Source organism: Mesorhizobium sp. Root554, from assembly GCF_001427025.1.
GTDB lineage: Bacteria > Pseudomonadota > Alphaproteobacteria > Rhizobiales > Rhizobiaceae > Mesorhizobium.
The window spans coordinates 1,596,189-1,614,380 of the sequence record NZ_LMGA01000001.1; the positions used below are offsets into that span (position 1 = coordinate 1,596,189).

The window sequence follows — 18,192 nt, forward strand, 5'->3', positions numbered from 1 at the left end:
GATTCAGTTTATCTGGATCAGCGCGCTCTCGACCGGCCTAGTCCATACGGATCGTCACGAACCGCAGCTCGCCCGTCTTCGACGCCAGCATCAGCAGCGCATTCTTGCGGCCCTGCTCTTTCAGCGCGCCGATGCGATCCATCACGTCCTTCGGGCTGGCGACTGATTCCTGCGCGATCTCGGTGATGACCTCGCCTGCCTGGATGCCACGCTCGGCGGCGGCGGAGTCCTTGGCGACCTCGGTGACGACCACGCCCGACACGTCGGCCGCGATGCCGAACTTCGAGCGCGTCTCGTCGTTGAGTTCGCCGATGCTCATGCCGAGGACGGAAGCCGTCGCGACTTCGCCGCCATTGCCTTCGTCATCGCCCTGCTCATCGCCACTGCCTTCCTCGTTGCCGGCAAGCTTTTCGCCATCTTCGAGCCGCCCGAGCGTCACCTTGACGGTCTGCTCGACGCCCTTGCGCACGATCACCACGTCAACGGCCTTGCCCACCGGGCTCTCGGCGACGGCGCGCGGCAGGTCGCGCATCTCTTCGACGTCCTTGCCATCGAACTTGATGATGACGTCGCCAGGCTGGACCGTCCCGTTATCGACAGGGCCGCCCTTGATGATGCCGGCCACGAGCGCGCCTTTCGACGTCTTCATGCCGAGGCTTTCGGCGATGTCGTCGGTCACCGGCTGGATACGCACGCCGAGCCAGCCACGGCGGGTCTCGCCGAACTCGCGCAACTGGTCAACCACACCGGCCGCAAGCTGGGCGGGGATGGAGAAGCCGATGCCGATCGAGCCGCCCGACGGCGAAATGATCGCCGTGTTGATGCCGATCACCTCGCCATACATGTTGAACAGCGGGCCGCCGGAATTGCCGCGGTTGATGGCGGCGTCGGTCTGGATGAAATCGTCGTAGGGGCCGGAATTGATATCGCGGTTGCGGGCCGAGATGATGCCGACGGTCACAGTGCCGCCGAGACCGAACGGATTGCCGATCGCCATCACCCAGTCGCCGATGCGCATCTTGTTGGAATCGCCGAACTTGACCGCGGTCAGCTTGTGCTTCTTGGCATCGACCTTGAGCACGGCGATGTCGGTCTTGGTGTCGGTACCGACCAGCTCCGCCTTCAGCGTCACCCCGTCGGAGAAATTCACTTCGATGTCGTCGGCGTCGGCGATGACGTGGTTGTTGGTCACGACGATGCCCTGCTCGGCATCGACGACGAAGCCGGAGCCGAGCGACTGCACCTTCTGCGAGCCGCCGCCGCCATCCTTGTCGCCGCCGCGGTCCTTGAAGAAATCGTCGAAGAAATCCTGGAAGGGCGAGCCTTCCGGCAGCTGCGGCATCGGCACCGCGCCGGGGCCTTCCGTGCCCTTGACCGTCTGCGAGGTGGAAATGTTGACCACGGCGCCGAGCAGCCCGTCGGCGAGATCGGCCACCGAAGCCGGGCCGGCGGCAAGGGGCTGGGCCGAATTGGCGCGCGGCGTCGCCACCGGGGCAGACGGGGCCGGCGCGGTCTGGGCGAACGACTGGCTGGCGAAAGCGCCCGCCAGAAGCGCCGCCGCCGCGACGGTGACCGTCTTGCGCGTCGCACGCAGGAATATTTGGGGTGTCATCAACAGGCCTCCCGGCTTTTCAGGAAAAGGGCGTCGCGGTCTGGGTCGTGGACCAGATGACGCGTCGGGTCATGTTGGCAAGAAATACGGCACGTTTGCGGCTGTGCCTACAGGCTGCGGGATAAATCATCCGTTATCCGGGCAGGAAGATTTTATCCGCGAACCAGCCACACGATAAAGACACCGGCGGCAACTGCTACCAGCCCGGCGATGCGAAGCGCGTTTTCGGGCAAGGTCAGCACTTCCGTCGCCATCTTTTTGGCAAGTGCGGGAAAGCCGCCATAGACGACGCCCTCGATGACGAGGACGAGGCCGATGGCGGCCAGAAAGTCGTGCACCGGGCCTATTGCCCGGCGCCAGGCTGCGGCGCGGTTGATGCGGGCGCGGATGCTCTCGGGCCTGATGCGGCGGGAGCGTCCGAACCAGCCGGATCGCGGAAGAACCGGAAGAATTCCGAGTTCGGCGAAAGCAGCATGGTGGTGCCGGTGTTGTCCAGCGCAGTGCCATAGGCATTCATCGAACGATAGAAATCGAAGAATGCCGGATCGCGCTGGTAGGCGTTGGCGAAGGTGGAGCTTCGCTGGGCGTCGCCCTCGCCGCGAAGGATTTCCGATTCCTTCTGCGCTTCGGCGACGATTTCGACCACCTCGCGGTCGGCCCGCGCCTTGATGCGCTGCGCCGCCTCGCGGCCGCGCGCCCGCAACCGTTCGGCTTCCGCCAGACGTTCGGCCTTCATGCGGTCGAATGTCTGCTGCGACACTTCCTGGGTGAGGTCGGTACGGCGGATACGCACGTCGTCGATCTCCAGGCCAAGCGATGTCGCGTCCGGGCGCAACTGGTCTCGCACTTCGCGCATCATGTCGGCGCGCTCTTCCGAAAGCGCCGCCTCGAAGCCGCGAAGACCGTAGACCCGGCGCAGCGCCGCATCGAGACGTGTCCGCAACCGCTGCTCGGCGAGGTCGATGCTGCCGGAGACGGCAGCGCGGAACACGCGCGGATCGGAAATGCGATAGGCGAGGAAGGCATCGACTTCATAGAACTTGCCGCCCGAAACCTGGACGCGGATGTTGTCCAGTTCGAAACGCAGCAGCCGCTTTTCGATCAGCTGCACATTGTCGGCCTCGAACAGCGAGAACGGCGCCTTGAAGTAGATGCCGGGCTCGGTCTTCACTTCGACGATTTCACCGAAGCGCAGGATGATCGCCTGCTGGCGGGCGTTGACCACGAACACCGACGAGTAGATCAGGAACAGGATCACCGCGATGGCGACCACGATGAGGGGAAGACGGTTCGCCATCACTGGTTTCCTCCCGTGGCCGCGGGGGCCTTTGGCTGCAGGGCGGGCAACGGCAGGTAGGGCAGTACGCCCTGGCCGCTGCTTTCGTCCATGATGATCTTGTTGGAATCCTTCAGCAGTCGCTCCATCGTTTCCAGATAAAGACGCTTGCGCGTGACCTCGGGAGCCTTGGCGTATTCGTCATAGACCGAGATGAAGCGTTGCGCCTCGCCTTCGGCCTCCTGCATGACGCGGTTCTTGTAGGCTGCCGCCTCTTCGCGGACCTGCGCCGCCTGGCCGCGCGCGGCGCCGAGCTTCTGGTTCGAGTACTGGTTGGATTCCTCCACGAACCGGTCCTCGTCCTGTTCGGCGCGCTGTACCTCGTCGAAGGCGTCCGCCACTTCGCGCGGCGGCGCGGCGTCTTCGATGGAAATGGCGTTGACCGTCAGGCCCGACTTGTAGCCGTCGAGCGTCGACTGGATGATCTGCCGCACGGATTCGGCAATCCCTTGCCGGTCATCGCGGAAGATGTCCTGCGCCGGACGCCGGCCCACCGCCTCGCGCATGGCGCTTTCCGCCACCTTGCTCAGCATTCCGTCGGGATCGGAAACGTCGAAGAGATAGGCGCGCGGGTCGGCAACCTGATAGGCGACCGAAAACTGCACATTGACGATATTCTGATCGCCCGACAGCATCAGGCCCGACTGTCCGCCCGCGTTGGAGCCGTCGCCGATGCGGACAAGCTGCTCCGAAATCTTCGCGGTCTCGACCGTTTCGATCGGCCACCAATGGAAATGCAGGCCGGGCTCTGAAAGCTCCGGCTTCGGCTTGCCGAACCGCAGTTCGACGGCCACTTCGTCAGGCTGCACGGTATAGACGGCCTTGAATGCCCAAAGGCCGAGCAGCACCAGCACGATCAGGCCAATCATGGCGGGGCTGATGCCGCCACCGCCCGGCAAAGCCTGGCGCAACCTGTCCTGGCCGCGCCTGATGATGTCCTCAAGATCGGGAGGCGAACCTTGCGGGCCGCTCGGGCCTCGCGGTCCCTGCCCCCACGGGCCTTGATTGTTGCCGCCGCCACCGCCGCCGCCCCACGGGCCGCCGCCTCCGCCGCTTTTATCGTTCCAGGGCATGAATGTCCTTTCGCTTGCGTTCCCTCATACGCCGCGATGCAGCGCAATTGCCTAGGTTCTTCTATAGGGACGAGCCGGCGCGCTTTCAACGCGTCGCAGCCTCGAGTGGACCGTTTGCAGGCAATGAACCGCCGGATTCGGCGCGACCCTTTGTCTTGGCGGCCCATTTTACCGTTTCGGACGGACGATCCGTCCCTCGCAGCGTTCTACCGGCGGCGCTCATAAACCATGTAGCGGGTAGCGTGACTGTCCTTCTCGCCGGCTGGAATATCGGCGGCCGAGACAATCTGCCATTCATCGGGGTCGATGCGCGGGAAGAACGCATCGCCTTCGACCGAGGCCAGCACATGGGTGACATGAAGCCGGTCGGTCAGCGGCAAGGCCTGCGCATAGATTTCGGCCCCACCGATCACGCAGACCTCGTCGGCCTCGGCCATCGGACCGGTCCGCGCCACCTTGATCGCCTCGTCGAGCGAATGCGCGATGTCCGCCCCCTCGGCGGCGAAATCCTTCTGCCGGGTGATCACGATGTTCTGCCTTCCGGGCAGCGGCCGACGCGGAAAGCTCTCCCACGTCTTGCGGCCCATGACGATCGGCTTGCCCATCGTCTGTTCCTTGAACCGCTTCATGTCGGTCGACAGCCGCCACGGCAGCCCGTTGTCGCGTCCTATCACCCCGTTTTCGGCAATGGCGACGTAGATGGCGATCTTCATTGACCGCCGCTCCCGTTATCCGCATCGATCGGATTGAGGATCAATATGTCGATGTCGCGGTCGGGATAAAATTCGTCCGCCGTCATCTCGAACGTCGTCGGCCCGACCTTGCGCACATTGGTGCCGCAGAAGGACACCAGGTTCTTCGGATTGCCCTTGTCGATGGTCAGCTTGAACTTGCCGATATTGCCGAGCGCCCAGTTGCCGCCGCTGGTCAGCACATATTCGATCCGGCTTTCCCACATGTTGGCATAGCCGCCCTCGTTCATCCTGGCGGTCTTGCGCACCGCCGCCTCGAACGTCTTGTCGATGCAGTAGCGGCTCTTGTAGGCGTCATAGGAGCCCTGGAACTTGCCATCGTAGAAGAAACTCAGGCTGGAAGTCGCGCCGACACTCGGCTTGTAGCGGTGCGAAACCCGAACCGGCTTCTTCGCCGGGAACGTCGCCCGCCACCAATAGGCGGATTGCAGCCGCCAATACGGCACGCGCACCTTCTTCATGCCGCTGCCGTCATCGGATTCGTCGATGACGATGATGCCGCGCCCGATCCACTCGTCGGCGACGGTGTCGGGGAGCTTTGCCAAAGCCTCTCTGGCCTTGTCGCCGAATGGAAAGAGCGGAACGTTCTGCGTCGCGAGGTCCGCCGTCACATCGATGCCGGCGGCATAAGCCTTCTGCTCGAGTTCCGGCTTCACCGCGGCGCCGTCGATGCTCACCTCGAAACCGAGGAAATTGTCGTCCTGGGCGGCAGGCATGTCCGGCATCTCATACGGGCTGCCCTCGATATCCGGCATCGGAAACGCGACGATCGATTGCACATCCTGGTCGGAATTGTTGCGGAAGACATAGTCGACCGTCACTTTTTCCGGCGAGATGAACAGATCCTCGCTTTCCATCGCCACCGCGTCGGTGCGCGACAGCACCAGCCCGCCGGTGCCGAGCTCGGCGACGGAATCGTTGGCCAGCGCCGGCGTGGCGGCGACAGCCAAAACGGCCAACATCGGACGAGCGGCGAGCATGGCGCGAAACATCATACGATTCCCTCTGGCGAATATGCCGCCCGAGCGTACTTCTTTCGATCAAGGCAGGAAAGCGTTTGCCCGCTCTGATCGCGGCTCTGGACAGCACCACCGCCTTGGGGCAGGACTTCGCCATGCGAAATATCCTCGTCATCGGCATCGGCGCCGGCAATCCCGACCACATGACGGTCCAGGCCATCAACGGCCTGAACCGCGCCGACGTGCTGTTCATTCCCGACAAGGGCGCCAGGAAGAACGATCTGGCCGAACTGCGCCGCGAGATCTGCGACCGCTTCGTCACCAATCCGGATTCGCGCCGCGTCGAGTTCGACGTACCGGTGCGCGCCGAGCCTGCCCCCTCCTACGAAGCGACCGTGGACGACTGGCATGAGGCCATCGCCGGCATCTACGAAGCCTTGATCCGCGACGAGCTTGGCGAGGACGGCTGCGGCGCGTTCCTGATCTGGGGCGACCCATCGCTTTACGACAGCGCCCTGCGCATCCTTGAGCGGGTGCGGCAGCGCGGAAATGTCGCCTTTGAGCTGGAGGTGATGCCGGGCATCACCGCCATCCAGGCGCTGGCCGCAAGCCATGCCATTGCGCTCAACCGCATCGGCGATCCCATCCACATCACAACCGGCCGCCGGCTGACCGAGCAGGGCTTGCCCGACAATGCCGGCAGCACCATCGTCATGCTCGACGGCAAATGCGCGTTCCAGACCGTCGCCGACAAGGAAACGACCATATACTGGGGCGCGTATCTCGGTACCCCGGATGAGATCGTCGTTTCAGGAACGCTGGCGGAGGTCGGTGACGTCATCGCGAAAACCCGCGAGGACGCCCGCCGCCGCAAGGGCTGGATCATGGATACGTATTTGTTGAGGAAGGCTGCGGAAGAAGGATAAACGCTGCTGACCCCAAATCCGGAGAACGCCGTCAGGGAAGCCGAGCTGCGCCGTTCAAAACTCCCACGGAGAGATGAGCTCTAGGCCGCTCTCGCCGAAATCACGCAAATTGCGCGTCGCCAACCGGCCGCCGTTGACCCGGGCAATCGCGGCAATCATGCCATCGGGCGCCGACATGCCTCGGCCCTTGCGAACTGCGGCTCCCATGATCTCGCCATAGGCTAGGGCAGCTTCTTCGGTCAGGCCGAATATCCGGTCGGCAAACCGGCGACGCCAATCTGAAAGTCCCTGCTCCAGCCGCTCGGCGCGCTGATCGGGCCTTATCTTGTGGATGCCGAATGCGATCTCCGCGATCGTCACGGTAGACAGCGCAAGCTCTGCATCATGGCGCACCAGCCAGGCAATAACCGCCTCGTCTGGCGCTTTCTTCAAACTTTCAGAAACGACGTTGGTGTCCAGGAAAATCAAAGGTCGGGTCCACTGTGGGCCTGACGGCTTTCCTGAATGATCGTCTCGAGATCAATATCGCTGCCGTTGTTCGTCAGGCGCGCATAGAAGGTTGAGGCCGGTTCGCGGCCTGCTTCACGAATTTCGTAAGATTCAAGCGCTCGTTCGACCACGTCCGCGATCGAACGGTTTTCACGTCGCGCCAATCGATGCGCAAGATCGCGCGCCTTGGCGCTACGGACTGATAGTTGCGGTTCGGCCATGATCCAATTCCTTTCGAGAAATATAGCCGCTCGTCTATCTGCCATCAAGATGGCTATGGACGGCTAAGCATCAGAAAGGATAAACGTCGCCAAGCCTCACCCCGCGTCGATCTCCGCCTGCAGCGCCTGCATATGCGCCGTTGCGGCCGAGGCCGCCGCACGCTCGATGGCGCGGAAACGGCTGACAACCGCCAGACCCACCGCTGTGAGTTGCGCGCCGCCGCCCTTGCGGCCGCCTGTCTGCGCCGCAACCAGCGGCTTGCCGAAAACCCGGTTCATGTCTTCCACCAGGTCCCAGGCGTGCTTGTAGGACATGTCCATGCCGCGGGCCGCAGCGGAGATCGAGCCGAAGGCGGCGATGTTTTCCAGCAGTTCGATCTTGCCGGGTCCGATACGTCCCTCGGGATCGAGATTGATGCGCAGACTGAGCGAAGGCATGTCGTTCTCCCACTCTGCGCATTCATGTCACGCAGGCTTCGCCTTGAAAAGCGCTATTCCCGAATGACATAACGAAATGCACCTAGGCGTGCGCTTCCGGCAGGGGCAAACCGACCGCCATGTTTGCGCGGTCGAAGCTCACCGTCTTCACCACCGCGAATACCGCCATCCCCTTTTCAAGCGCCAGCGCCTGGCGCGACTGCTCGGTGATGCGGGCAAGCACCGCCACGCCGTTGCAATCGATGCGCACATCGACGCCCGACCCGCCGTCCGGAACCAGCGAAGCAACGCGCCCCGGCAGGATGTTCAGGGCGCTTAGGCCGCGCGGCCGCTCGGTCGCGATCATTACATCACGCGCGCGGATGCGCAGACGCACCGGCGCGCCGGCGGGCATGTCGAGCCGCGGAACGCGGATCTCGCCTGCGGGAGAGCCCAGCACGGTCATGCCGAAGGTCTCGTCATGGCCGGCCACGACCGTTTCGAGCACAGCCCCGCCCTCGCCGCGCTCCCCTGCCGGCAACAGGTCGAGCCGCTGCATGATCTCCGATGTCGGCCCAGCCGCGACGACCTTGCCCTCCGACAGCATCACCACGTCGCTGGCCAGCCGCGCCACCTCGGCCAGCGCATGGCTGACATAGACGATCGGAATGCCGGCCTCGTCGCGCAGCCGCTCGATGTAGGGCAGGATCTCGGCCTTGCGGCTATCATCGAGCGAGGCGAGCGGCTCGTCCATCAAAAGCAGTCGCGGACTGGCCAGCAGCGCTCGCCCGATCGCCACGCGCTGTTTCTCGCCGCCCGAAAGTCCGGCCGGACGCCGCTCCAGCAGGGGCCTGATGCCGAGCAGGTCGACGACCGTGTCGAAATCGGCGTAGCGCTGCGCGGCCGGCGTGAACCAGCGTCCATAGCGCAGATTGCCGGCCACGCTCATATGCGGGAACAGCCGCGCGTCCTGGAAAACCATGCCGATTCGCCGCTCGTGCCGCGGCACGAAAATGCCCTTGTCCGTGTCGACCAGCACGCGCCCGTCCACCGCCACGCGCCCGCGCTGTGGCCGCATCAACCCCGCAACCACATTGATGAGCGAGGACTTGCCAGATCCCGACGGGCCGAACAGCGCCGTCAGCCGCCCGGCGCTGTTGAAACGGGCTTCGAGTGCGAAGCCACCAAGCCTGTGGCCGATATCGATCTCGACGCTCATGCCGTTTCCAGCCGCCGTCCGACACGCCGCGCCAGCACCTCTGAAGCGATGAGCGCCGCCATCGAGATGATAACGCTGATCAGCGTCAGCCGAAGCGCGCCCGCGTCGCCGCCCGGCACCTGGGTGAAAGTGTAGATCGCCGAAGGCAGCGTCTGCGTCTCGCCCGGAATGTTGGATACGAAGGTGATCGTCGCGCCGAACTCACCCATTGCCTTGGCGAAGGACAGGATGGCGCCGGCGATGATGCCGGGGAGCATCAGCGGCAATGTCACCGAGCCGAACACCCAGAGCGGGCTCGCTCCCAGCGTGCCGGCGGTCGCCTCCAGCTTGCGGTCGACGCTTTCAATGGAAAGCCGGATAGCGCGCACCATCAACGGAAAGCCCATGATGGCGCAGGCGAGCGCAGCGCCCGTCCAGCGAAAGGAAAAGACGATGCCGAAATGCTCGGCCAGGAAGGCGCCCGCCGGCCCTCGCTTGCCGAAGCTCAACAGCAACAGATAGCCGGTTACGACCGGCGGCAGGATCAGCGGCAGATGCACGAGGCCGTTGAGCAGCGTCTTGCCCCAAAAGCGCCCCCGCGCCAGCAGCATCGCAATCAGGATGCCCGGCGGCAGGCTGAACAGCATCGCCACCGTTGCCACCTTGATCGACAGGCGGACCGCATTCCATTCGTCCGGAGTGAGGTCCGTAAGCCAGTTCATGTGCGCCGTAATGCCCCTCTTGCAGGCGGACCTTACTGCGCCCCCGGCAGCACCGTGAAGCCCTGTTCTTCATAAAGCGGCTTCGCGGTGTCGGACTCGGCGCATTTCAGCCAGGCCGACGTTTCCGCGTCCCTGGCATCGGCCGTCTCGGCAACCGGATAGACGATGGGAGGATGCGATCCTTCCGGGAACGTGCCGATGACCCGGACGCCGGGTTCGGCGTGCGCGTCGGTCTGGTAGACGATGCCGAGCGCCGCCTCGCCGGTCGAAACCAGCTTGAGCGCGGCCCGCACATTCTCGGCCTGCGCCACCTTGCCCTCGACGGATGACCAGACGCCAAGCGATTCGAGGGCCGCCTTGCCGTATTTGCCGGCGGGCACGGCTTTCACGTCGCCCATGGCAAGCTTGCCGTCGCCGAGCAGGCCGGCAAGGTCGAAACCCTTTTCCAGCTTGGCTTCGGTCGTCGAATCCCTGGCCGTCGATGCCGGGGCGATCAGCACGATGGCGTTGCCGAGCAGCAGCCTCTCGGTGTCTGGCTTGGTCAACTTCTTGTCGGAGAGATATTTCATCCAGTCGAGGTCCGCCGACATGAACACATCGGCCGGCGCGCCGCTCTCGATCTGCTTGGCCAGCGCCGATGACGCCGCGTAGGAAATGGTGGCCGCTTCGCCGACTTCCGCCGCGCAGGCCTTGTTCACCGCATCGAGCGCGTCCTTGAGGCTGGCGGCGGCAAACACCGTGACCTTGCTGTCGTCGGCCTTCGCCGCCGATGACAGCGCCAGCGCTGCAGCCAATAGTCCCGCACCCGCAAGTGCCTGGATCCCGAAACCTCTGCAATCCATGAAAATTCTCCCCTTGCGAGACCCGCTCACAGCCGAGCCGAAATCCGATATATCCAGATGAATATAACAATGGAAGGGGATTCTGGACAAAATAGCCGCCATGGCCATTCAGCATGGTCGCACCACGTCTCCTCGATAGCGTTTATGAAATATAGCGAACCGAACTTGATCCGGGAGAACCAGCATGAACAGCCGGCCTATGCCGTCATCAAGGCGTCCGACGTGATGATCGGGGTGGATTGATCGCAGCGGCGCCCTCTCCGACAGGCGCCTCAGCTGCGATTGCATCTGACGTTAACAGGTTGGCCGCGGCCATGGCGAGCAGCGCACCTGCAAATTGCGCGGCCACGAACGCCGGAATGTCCAGGGGGCGAATGCCCGCGAATGTGTCGGAAAGCGCACGCGCCAGCGTCACGGCGGGATTGGCGAAGGATGTGGAGGCCGTGAACCAGTAGGCGGCGACGATATAAAGTCCCACCAGCCAGGCAATCACATCGATGCGGTAGCGCTGCGCGGCGAGGATGGTGAAAACCAGACCGAAACTGGCGACAGCTTCGGATATCCATTGGCTCATGCCCGTGCGCGCGGTGGCGGAATACTGCAGCACCGGCAGTTCGAACATCAGATGGACGACAAGTGTTCCGGCAATTGCGCCGGCGATCTGGCATACGCCGTAGACAAGCGCGACGCCGCCCGGCATCCGCCGGTGCAACGCCGTCACCAACGTAACCGCGGGATTGAAATGGGCGCCTGATATCGGACCGAGGACCGTTATCAGCACGACCAGGATAGCGCCTGTCGGCAGCGTGTTGCACAGCAGCGCCAGCGCCCTGTCGTCGGTCAGGCGGTCGGCCATGATGCCGGAGCCGACGACCGCGGCGACGAGCATGGCCGTACCGAGCGCTTCGGCCGCGAGACGCCGATGCAACTCCGGGGCCACGGTCCTCAGCCGGCCTTGGGCAGGTCTTGACCGATCTCGTCCAACCGGCGTTTCAGACCGAGCTTGTCGATCGTCTGCATCGGCAGGCTGGCGAAGACCGAGATGCGGTTGTTCAGCATTCGATACGCCTCGGCGAAGGCCAGATGCCTTTCGGCATCGGTTCCTTCGGCCGCTGCCGGATCAGGCACGCCCCAATGCGCGGTCATCGGCTGACCGGGCCAGACCGGGCAGGATTCACCGGCTGCGTCGTCGCAGACGGTGAAGACGAAATCCATTTCCGGGGCGCCGGGGACGGCGAACTCGTCCCAGGCTTTCGAGCGCGCGAAGGCCGTGTCGTAGCCAAGGCTTTCCAGTAGACGGAGGGAGAACGGATGAACCGTTCCTTTCGGATGCGATCCGGCCGAGAAGGCGCGGAACCGCCCGTCGCCGACCTTGTTCAGGATAGCCTCGGCAAGGATCGACCGCGCCGAATTGCCGGTGCAAAGGAACAGGACATTGTAGATTTTCTGGTTCATCGAAACCTCTAGCAATCACAGGCGACGGCGTTGATGACAGGCCGGCAGAGTTCAGGCGATCCGTTGCAACAATCTTCCATCAGGAAGGCGAGCAGGTCACGGAAGCCCGTCATGTCCGCCCTGTATCGTATGGTTCTGCCATCGCGTTCGGAGCGGATCAGGCCGGCATGGACAAGGATCTTCAAATGGGCTGAGGTCGTGTTCTGGACAGCGCCGAGACGGTCGGCGATTTCGCCGGCGGCAACGCCGGAAGGCCCGGCCTTCACCAGCAGGCGAAAGACATCCAGCCTCGTCTCCTGGCCAAGCGCGGCCAAAGCTCCGGTAGCGGTCTTTCTATCCATATATCCAAAATCCTAGATACAACGATCCTTGGATAGCGCGAGCCAGGCGAATTGTAAATCCGCGGCGCGATAAATTTCGGGAACGGGAAGCCTGAAACCGAAGGCCAGGCGCGGTCAGACCGCGATCGGTGCCTTGATCGTGGCGTCGGCGACATAGTTGTCGAGGCGGAAATCCTCGAAGCGGAAGGCGAACAGGTCCTTCACCTCGGGGTTGATCCACATCGTCGGCAGCGTCTTCGGCGTGCGCTTCAATTGTTCGCGCGCCTGCTCGAAATGGTTCGAATAGAGATGCGCATCGCCCAGCGTATGGACGAAATCGCCGGGCTTCAAACCTGTCACCTGCGCCACCATCATGGTCAGCAGCGCATAGGACGCGATATTGAACGGAACGCCGAGGAAGATATCGGCGGAGCGCTGGTAGAGCTGGCACGAAAGCCGCCCGTCGGCCACATAGAACTGGAACAGGCAGTGACAGGGCGGCAGCGCCATCGCCTCCACTTCCGCCGGATTCCACGCCGAGACGATCAGCCGGCGCGATTGAGGATTCCGCTTTATCTCTTTGAGAAGATTCGCGATCTGGTCGATCGTACCGCCATTGCCATCGGGCCATGAGCGCCACTGCTTGCCGTAGACCGGGCCGAGGTCGCCATTCTCGTCGGCCCATTCGTCCCAGATGGTGACGCCATTGTCGCGCAGATATTTGACGTTGGTGTCCCCGGCCAGGAACCACAGCAGTTCGTGGATGATCGACTTCAGATGCAGCTTCTTGGTCGTCGTGACCGGAAAACCGCGCGAGAGGTCGAACCGCATCTGATAGCCGAACACCGAGCGCGTGCCCGTGCCGGTGCGGTCGCCACGGTCCGCGCCATAGTCGAGCACATGCTGGAGAAGATCGAGATATTGGCGCATCGCATTCGCCCTGATTCGCTGCTGCCCCATCATAGCGGAGGCGCAGCCGGCCCGACACCGGAAAGCAAGGCCGCCGAGGGTTGCGCCCGCTATCCCCAGCAGCGTGACAAGCGGGGACAGCGGAACAACGGCAAAAGCCGGCGCGGGTTGCGCCGGCTTGATCCGACGAGCGGCAATAACTCCTAGAGCGAGCCGAGTTTGCCGAGTTCCTTGGCGACGAGATAGTAGAAGGTCACGCGGCCCTTCGAGCTGTCGGCTGCCATCGCCTTCGCGACCTTGGCCACGGCGGCTTCCGCCTTGGCTGCATCGACGCCCAGCTTCTTTACGCCCCAATTGTCGCGGACGCGGTCGAGTTCCTTCTGGTCGGTTGCCGAAACCAGCGAGGAGTCGCGGTTGCGGAGCGCGATACCGAGATGCTTCACGATCTTGTCGACGGTCGCGGCATCGGCGGCGGCATCGTACTTCTTCACGTCTGCGAGATAATCGGCCATTTCATTCCCCTCTCGGAGTCATCGTTCAGTCGGCGCAATCCGGCCCTGGGGCCGCGCGCTGGATCGGAATCTCCTCACCAAGTGGACATTCCAAGCATCGCAAATGCAAGTCAACCCTGCGTGGCACATGCGCCGGGAGGCCCCACGGTTTTGAAGAGATTTTTACAGCCTTTTATTTTCCCGCGCCGGCCCCTATATTCGGCGGGTCGGCTTGACCGACTATGGCGATAAATGGGCGATGTAATAAGCCGTTCGGACCCGGGGGCGGTACCCGGCGCCTCCACCAAAAACCGCTGCTGGTGTCAGCGGCTTTTGCTGGGGGCGAAATAGGATCGACGAAGGTGTAAAGATCGTACTTTTGCCCGGCATTGTACCACCGTTATCGGGCTAAACTTGTAGTTGCAAACGACAACTATGCTGAGGCACGTCTCGCTGCTTAATGCGGCGCGATAGTCTCGAATCAAGTCCTAGGGGTTAGCACTTCTAGGCGGGGTCCGGAGGCACCTGGCAACAGAAGCCTCCACTTCCTTTTCCGGCCTTCACGGGCTTGTTCTGGCGTCATTTCCGCGTTTCGGTTTTACTGCTTTGGCCCGTGTCCGCGCCGACAGGGTCATTGGCGTCATCGCTCCAGCGCCAGGCCGTGTCCGTCGCGGTAGAGCGCGGCGAATTCGCCGGTGCCCTGAGCCAGCATTTCAGCCGGCGTTCCGTCATCAACGATACGCCCGTCCGCGACGACAAGCACGCGATCGGCGATCTCCACGGTCGACAGACGATGGGCGATGACCAGCGCCGTGCGGCCAGCCAGTAGCGCCCGCAGCGCCTTCTGCATCGTCCGTTCGGTTGGAATATCGAGCGCGGACGTAGCTTCATCGAGGATGAGCACCGCGGGATTGGCGAGGAACGCCCGCGCAAAGGCGACCATCTGGCGCTGCCCTGCGGACAGCCTTGTGCCGCGCTTGCGCACATCGGTCTGGTAGCCGCCGGGCAAAGCACGGATGAACGCATCAGCGCCAACCGCTGTCGCCGCGGCCTCGATCTCGGCCATCGTCGCCCCCGGTTTGGCGATACGGATATTGTCAGCCACGGAGCCCGCGAACAGAAAGCCATCCTGGGTCAGCATGACAACCGCGCCGCGCAGGTCGCGGTCTCTCAGATGACGCAGATCGACGCCGTCGAGCAGGATGCGTCCAGCCGTCGGGTCGTAGAACCGGGCGATTAGCTTGGCTATAGTCGACTTGCCGGCCCCGGTGGCGCCGAGCATGGCAACCAGTTGGCCAGGTTCGAGGCGAAGGTTCATGTCGCGAATGGCAGGCGCGCTTTCGGACAATCCGGATGTGGCGGCATGATAGCCGAACCGCACGCGTTCGAATACCACCTCGCCACGAACCGGGCTCGGCAGGGCGACTGGATGCCGTGGTTCGGCAACGCTGGACTCCTGTTCTAGTACTTCGGCCAACTTTGCCAGAGCCGTGAGTGCTGACTGCAGGGCATCCAGAATGAATGTGAGTGAAGTGAGCGGCGAAACAAGCTGGCTGATATAGAGTGTAAATGCAGCAAGAACGCCAATTTCGAGGACGCCATTGGCAACCGCCGAGCCGCCGACCATGATGACGGCGAGCGTTACAAAACTGAAGGTCAGTTCGAGAGTCGTCCAGAATGCGCCACGCACAGCCTGTATCTGGCGTCCAGATGTTCTTGCCCGCTCAATCAGGGGAGCAAACATCTCGTCGTGGCGTTTTTGCCGTCGAAATGCATGCGCTGTGCGCGCGCCATTGAGCGACTCGACCACTTGCACCGTCGCTTCGGCGATAGCTGCGCGATTGTTGACAAAGGCTTCGCTAAGCCGCCGCGCCATCCAAACCAGGAAAAAGGCGAGCGGCGCCAGCACCGCAAGGGTGATTGCCGCCAGCCACGCATCGAGCAACAGCATTGCACTAACCGTCATCAATACGCCGAGCCCAGCTTGCACCAGGGCGGCAAGGGTAACCCCGAACAAGGTATTGACGGACTCAACGTCGGTGGTCAGGCGGACAATGACCCGGCCAGAACTGAAGCGGTCGTGAAAGTCGATGGGCAGCCGTTGAATTTTCGCAAACAGCTCCGTCCTGAGGTCGAACACGACCAATTGGCCAAACGCCCCCGTGAGTTGCCGCCAGAGCAAACTGAGAGGCGCTATTGCGACCGCGCAAACCATGATGGCGGCGGTTATGCCAGCCAGCGGCCAGTAGTCGGAGGCCTGCGCGGCCGGGATCCCTGTGTCGATCGCCAGACTGACCAACCACGGCGTCGCCGCGACCAGGACCGTCTGCACAATGGCAAGAACGAAAAGAACGATGATCCGATACAGCCTGGGCCTTGCAAGCCGCCACAGAAGGCGGCGTGCAAGCCGGGGCGAACCGCCTGTCCTCTCGTCAGTCAGCATCAGCGATCTCCGCCGCTGGCCGGGCGTCCGTAGCGGCGATGAGAACCCGCCGATAGGCGGCCGAATTTGCCAGCAGTTCGTCATGCGTGCCGACGGCAACGATCCGGCCCTCCTCGAGCAGCGCCACGCGATCGGCGAGCATGGCCGTCGATGGACGACGGGCAACGAAAAGGGTGGTGACGCCCTTGAAGGCCTGGCGAAAAGCCCGCTCCAGCGCTTCTTCGGTGCGCACGTCCAGAGCGGACATCGGATCGTCGAGCACCAGCACACGAGGCCGGCCGAGCAAGGCCCTGGCCAGCGCGAGGCGCTGGCGTTGGCCGCCCGACAGCGTCAAGCCACGCTCGCCAACCACCGTGTCGAGGCCGTTCGGCAGGTCGGCGACAAATCCCGACTGCGTGACGGCAAGCACCGTCGCGATGTCATCGTCTTTGATCCCTTCGCGACCCAACGTCAGATTCTCGCGCACGCTGACGGAAAACAACAATGCATCCTCGAAGGCCATGCCGACAGCCCGGCGCAACGCGTCGATTTCGACATCGCGGACATCGACGCCACCGACGAGTACCCTTCCGCCAGTAACGTCAGCCAGGCGCCCGACGAGATTGGCGAGAGCGCTTTTGCCCGAACCTGTCGACCCGACAATTGCAATCGTCTCTCCAGCGCGGATAGTGAGATCGACCCCGGCGAGTACCTCAGCTCCTGTGCCGGGATAGCTGAAAGACACGTTTTCGAAGCGGACATCCAATGCTCCCGACGCCGGCAGCATCCGGGGCACTGCCGGATCGGCGATGTCCGATTGGGTATCGAGCAAATCAGCGACCCGCGTCATCGCATTCATCGACAACTGAAATTGGAAGAGCGTATTGCCCATCAAGTTTACGGGGCCGAGAACGCGAAAATAGAAGGTCGTGAAAGCGACGAATGCACCGACGGACACGGTTCCCTGGGCCACGGAAATGCTGCCGCCTCCGATAACCACCGCCAATAGCGCGATGGGATATCCGGCAAGAATGGCCGACACTATCGAGTTCAGCCGGATTTTTTCGATTTCGGCATTGCGCGATCGGCGCGCGGCAAGATCGAAACGATCGGTCATGAACGAACCGCCGCCAAGCGCCTTCAGCACCCGTATGGCTAACGCCGATTCTTCAACGGACGTCGCCAATGCCGCGTCGCTCTCTCTTGCCTCGTCGGCCGCTCTATAGAAAAGCTTTTGAAAAATAACGGTGGCAAAGCCAAGTGGCACCAGTCCGATCACAACCACCAAGCCAAGCACCGGATGGATAAGGATCAGCATTGCGGCTGTGAGAACAAGCGCTGTCGCGGCGGATGCCAGTTGCGGCAGAATTTGATGCAATCCGACAGCGATTTGACCTACATCGCCGATCAGATGTGACAGGGCTACCCCGCTGCCATGGCGATCATGGTACAAGGGAGAAAGCCGTTGCACGTGATGATATAAATCGCGGCGGAGGGCCATCTCCAGATTGATGATGGCCGGCGGCGGAAAAAACCTCAGCACGAAAAACAACGTTTGCGCCACAGCCAGCAAGAGCAGGATGCCGCCATATGACCAAAGGCCAGCATGGTCGCCTTTGGCGATGGGACCATCGATCATGCCGGCAACAACGAAAGGGATTATCGTTCGAATGACCAAAGCCATGACGTCCGCCGTGGGCATCAGCGCCAACGCCCACCAATAGGGGCGCCACCACGGCCAAAGCCGTAAGAATACGCGCGCCCGGGACGGCTGGTTGGACGGATTGTCAGGAGGCACGGTCAGCGAGCTCATGGAGAGTCTTTTACAAAGTCGTCGACTTAGGCTGGTTCAATCATGGCAACCTCACCGAGTTCCCGGAAAACGGCGTGATCCTCTTGAAGGCCACAAGAGGGACAAATTGCTGCGATTAGTCGCTTGAGAAGGTAAGTAGCGTGTTGCGGATCATTTGTCGTGTCCTCAAGAGCACACTCTTGCTCCAGTGAGCCGGCCCGGGGTTTCAGCAGGCCATTTGTTTTGAGTTCGAACG

At 62.8% G+C, this 18,192-nt stretch carries 20 protein-coding genes and 1 other RNA gene; 2 read left to right on the top strand and 19 right to left on the bottom strand.

The genetic code is table 11. The features are described from left to right. Positions 1–37 precede the first annotated feature (37 nt). The 6 genes from ASD44_RS07700 to ASD44_RS07725 form a co-directional block, all read right to left on the bottom strand. Positions 38–1,612, bottom strand: coding sequence for a DegQ family serine endoprotease (locus ASD44_RS07700; protein ID WP_056110380.1), 1,575 nt, complete (start codon positions 1,610–1,612; stop codon positions 38–40). Positions 1,613–1,764: 152 nt separating this feature from the next. Next, positions 1,765–1,950 (bottom strand): DUF2065 domain-containing protein, encoded by a 186-nt coding sequence (locus ASD44_RS07705; protein ID WP_056110382.1) that lies wholly within the window; start codon positions 1,948–1,950, stop codon positions 1,765–1,767. 5 nt (positions 1,951–1,955) lie between these two features. Continuing rightward, the gene (locus ASD44_RS07710; RefSeq protein ID WP_056110385.1) at positions 1,956–2,909 is read right to left on the bottom strand and encodes a protease modulator HflC; all 954 of its coding nucleotides are present in this window, start codon (positions 2,907–2,909) and stop codon (positions 1,956–1,958) included. Beyond that, on the bottom strand, positions 2,909–4,021 hold the full coding sequence (gene hflK, locus ASD44_RS07715; protein ID WP_056110387.1) for an FtsH protease activity modulator HflK: 1,113 nt from the start codon (positions 4,019–4,021) through the stop codon (positions 2,909–2,911). The genes ASD44_RS07710 and hflK overlap by 1 nt, the downstream gene beginning before the upstream one ends. Positions 4,022–4,227: 206 nt before the next feature. After that, complete coding sequence (locus ASD44_RS07720; protein ID WP_056110388.1) at positions 4,228–4,734, bottom strand: dihydrofolate reductase; 507 nt, start codon at positions 4,732–4,734, stop codon at positions 4,228–4,230. After that, positions 4,731–5,765 carry a DUF4424 domain-containing protein gene (locus ASD44_RS07725; protein WP_056115663.1) on the bottom strand — a complete coding sequence of 345 codons (1,035 nt, stop codon included), beginning with the start codon at positions 5,763–5,765 and terminating at the stop codon, positions 4,731–4,733. Before ASD44_RS07725 ends, ASD44_RS07720 begins: the two co-directional genes overlap by 4 nt. Before the next feature lie 122 nt (positions 5,766–5,887). Here ASD44_RS07725 and cobF point away from each other — a divergent pair, with 122 nt between their 5' ends. Next, positions 5,888–6,658 carry a precorrin-6A synthase (deacetylating) gene (gene cobF, locus ASD44_RS07730; RefSeq protein WP_056115667.1) on the top strand — a complete coding sequence of 257 codons (771 nt, stop codon included), beginning with the start codon at positions 5,888–5,890 and terminating at the stop codon, positions 6,656–6,658. Between the two features lie 54 nt (positions 6,659–6,712). Here the strand turns inward: cobF and ASD44_RS07735 are convergent, their stop codons facing one another. The 11 genes from ASD44_RS07735 to ASD44_RS07785 all read right to left on the bottom strand — a co-directional run bounded on the left by ASD44_RS07735 (position 6,713) and on the right by ASD44_RS07785 (position 13,743). After that, on the bottom strand, positions 6,713–7,126 hold the full coding sequence (locus tag ASD44_RS07735; RefSeq protein ID WP_056110390.1) for a type II toxin-antitoxin system VapC family toxin: 414 nt from the start codon (positions 7,124–7,126) through the stop codon (positions 6,713–6,715). After that, positions 7,123–7,368, bottom strand: coding sequence for a type II toxin-antitoxin system VapB family antitoxin (locus ASD44_RS07740; RefSeq protein WP_056110393.1), 246 nt, complete (start codon positions 7,366–7,368; stop codon positions 7,123–7,125). Before ASD44_RS07740 ends, ASD44_RS07735 begins: the two co-directional genes overlap by 4 nt. A 96-nt stretch (positions 7,369–7,464) precedes the next feature. After that, a complete protein-coding gene (locus ASD44_RS07745) occupies positions 7,465–7,806 on the bottom strand; it encodes a winged helix-turn-helix domain-containing protein (protein WP_056110395.1) in 342 nt (113 codons plus the stop codon). Positions 7,807–7,888: 82 nt separating this feature from the next. Next, a complete protein-coding gene (gene modC, locus ASD44_RS07750) occupies positions 7,889–9,004 on the bottom strand; it encodes a molybdenum ABC transporter ATP-binding protein (RefSeq protein ID WP_056110397.1) in 1,116 nt (371 codons plus the stop codon). Beyond that, complete coding sequence (modB, locus tag ASD44_RS07755; RefSeq protein ID WP_056110399.1) at positions 9,001–9,705, bottom strand: molybdate ABC transporter permease subunit; 705 nt, start codon at positions 9,703–9,705, stop codon at positions 9,001–9,003. The genes modC and modB overlap by 4 nt, the downstream gene beginning before the upstream one ends. A gap of 32 nt (positions 9,706–9,737) precedes the next feature. Next, complete coding sequence (modA, locus tag ASD44_RS07760; RefSeq protein WP_056110401.1) at positions 9,738–10,547, bottom strand: molybdate ABC transporter substrate-binding protein; 810 nt, start codon at positions 10,545–10,547, stop codon at positions 9,738–9,740. Between the two features lie 208 nt (positions 10,548–10,755). After that, positions 10,756–11,487, bottom strand: coding sequence for an MIP/aquaporin family protein (locus tag ASD44_RS07765; protein WP_082542408.1), 732 nt, complete (start codon positions 11,485–11,487; stop codon positions 10,756–10,758). Positions 11,488–11,492: 5 nt separating this feature from the next. Beyond that, entirely contained in the window at positions 11,493–12,002 is a 510-nt protein-coding gene (locus ASD44_RS07770) for an arsenate reductase ArsC (RefSeq protein WP_056110403.1), read from the bottom strand. A gap of 8 nt (positions 12,003–12,010) precedes the next feature. Next, positions 12,011–12,343 (bottom strand): metalloregulator ArsR/SmtB family transcription factor, encoded by a 333-nt coding sequence (locus ASD44_RS07775; RefSeq protein WP_056110405.1) that lies wholly within the window; start codon positions 12,341–12,343, stop codon positions 12,011–12,013. 114 nt (positions 12,344–12,457) lie between these two features. Then, entirely contained in the window at positions 12,458–13,252 is a 795-nt protein-coding gene (locus ASD44_RS07780) for a thymidylate synthase (RefSeq protein ID WP_056115670.1), read from the bottom strand. Between the two features lie 182 nt (positions 13,253–13,434). Next, the gene (locus tag ASD44_RS07785; RefSeq protein ID WP_056110407.1) at positions 13,435–13,743 is read right to left on the bottom strand and encodes a DUF2853 family protein; all 309 of its coding nucleotides are present in this window, start codon (positions 13,741–13,743) and stop codon (positions 13,435–13,437) included. Between the two features lie 166 nt (positions 13,744–13,909). Here ASD44_RS07785 and ssrA point away from each other — a divergent pair. Further along, positions 13,910–14,268, top strand: a transfer-messenger RNA (tmRNA) gene (gene ssrA, locus ASD44_RS18125). 94 nt (positions 14,269–14,362) lie between these two features. On the opposite strand, the gene ASD44_RS07790 is transcribed toward ssrA, so the two are convergent. Further along, positions 14,363–16,165, bottom strand: a complete 1,803-nt coding sequence (locus ASD44_RS07790; protein WP_056110409.1) for an ABC transporter ATP-binding protein — start codon at positions 16,163–16,165, stop codon at positions 14,363–14,365. Then, positions 16,155–17,957: an ABC transporter ATP-binding protein gene (locus ASD44_RS07795; protein ID WP_082542410.1), complete on the bottom strand. Its 1,803-nt coding sequence runs from the start codon at positions 17,955–17,957 to the stop codon at positions 16,155–16,157. The genes ASD44_RS07790 and ASD44_RS07795 overlap by 11 nt, the downstream gene beginning before the upstream one ends. Between the last annotated feature and the right edge of the window lie 235 nt (positions 17,958–18,192).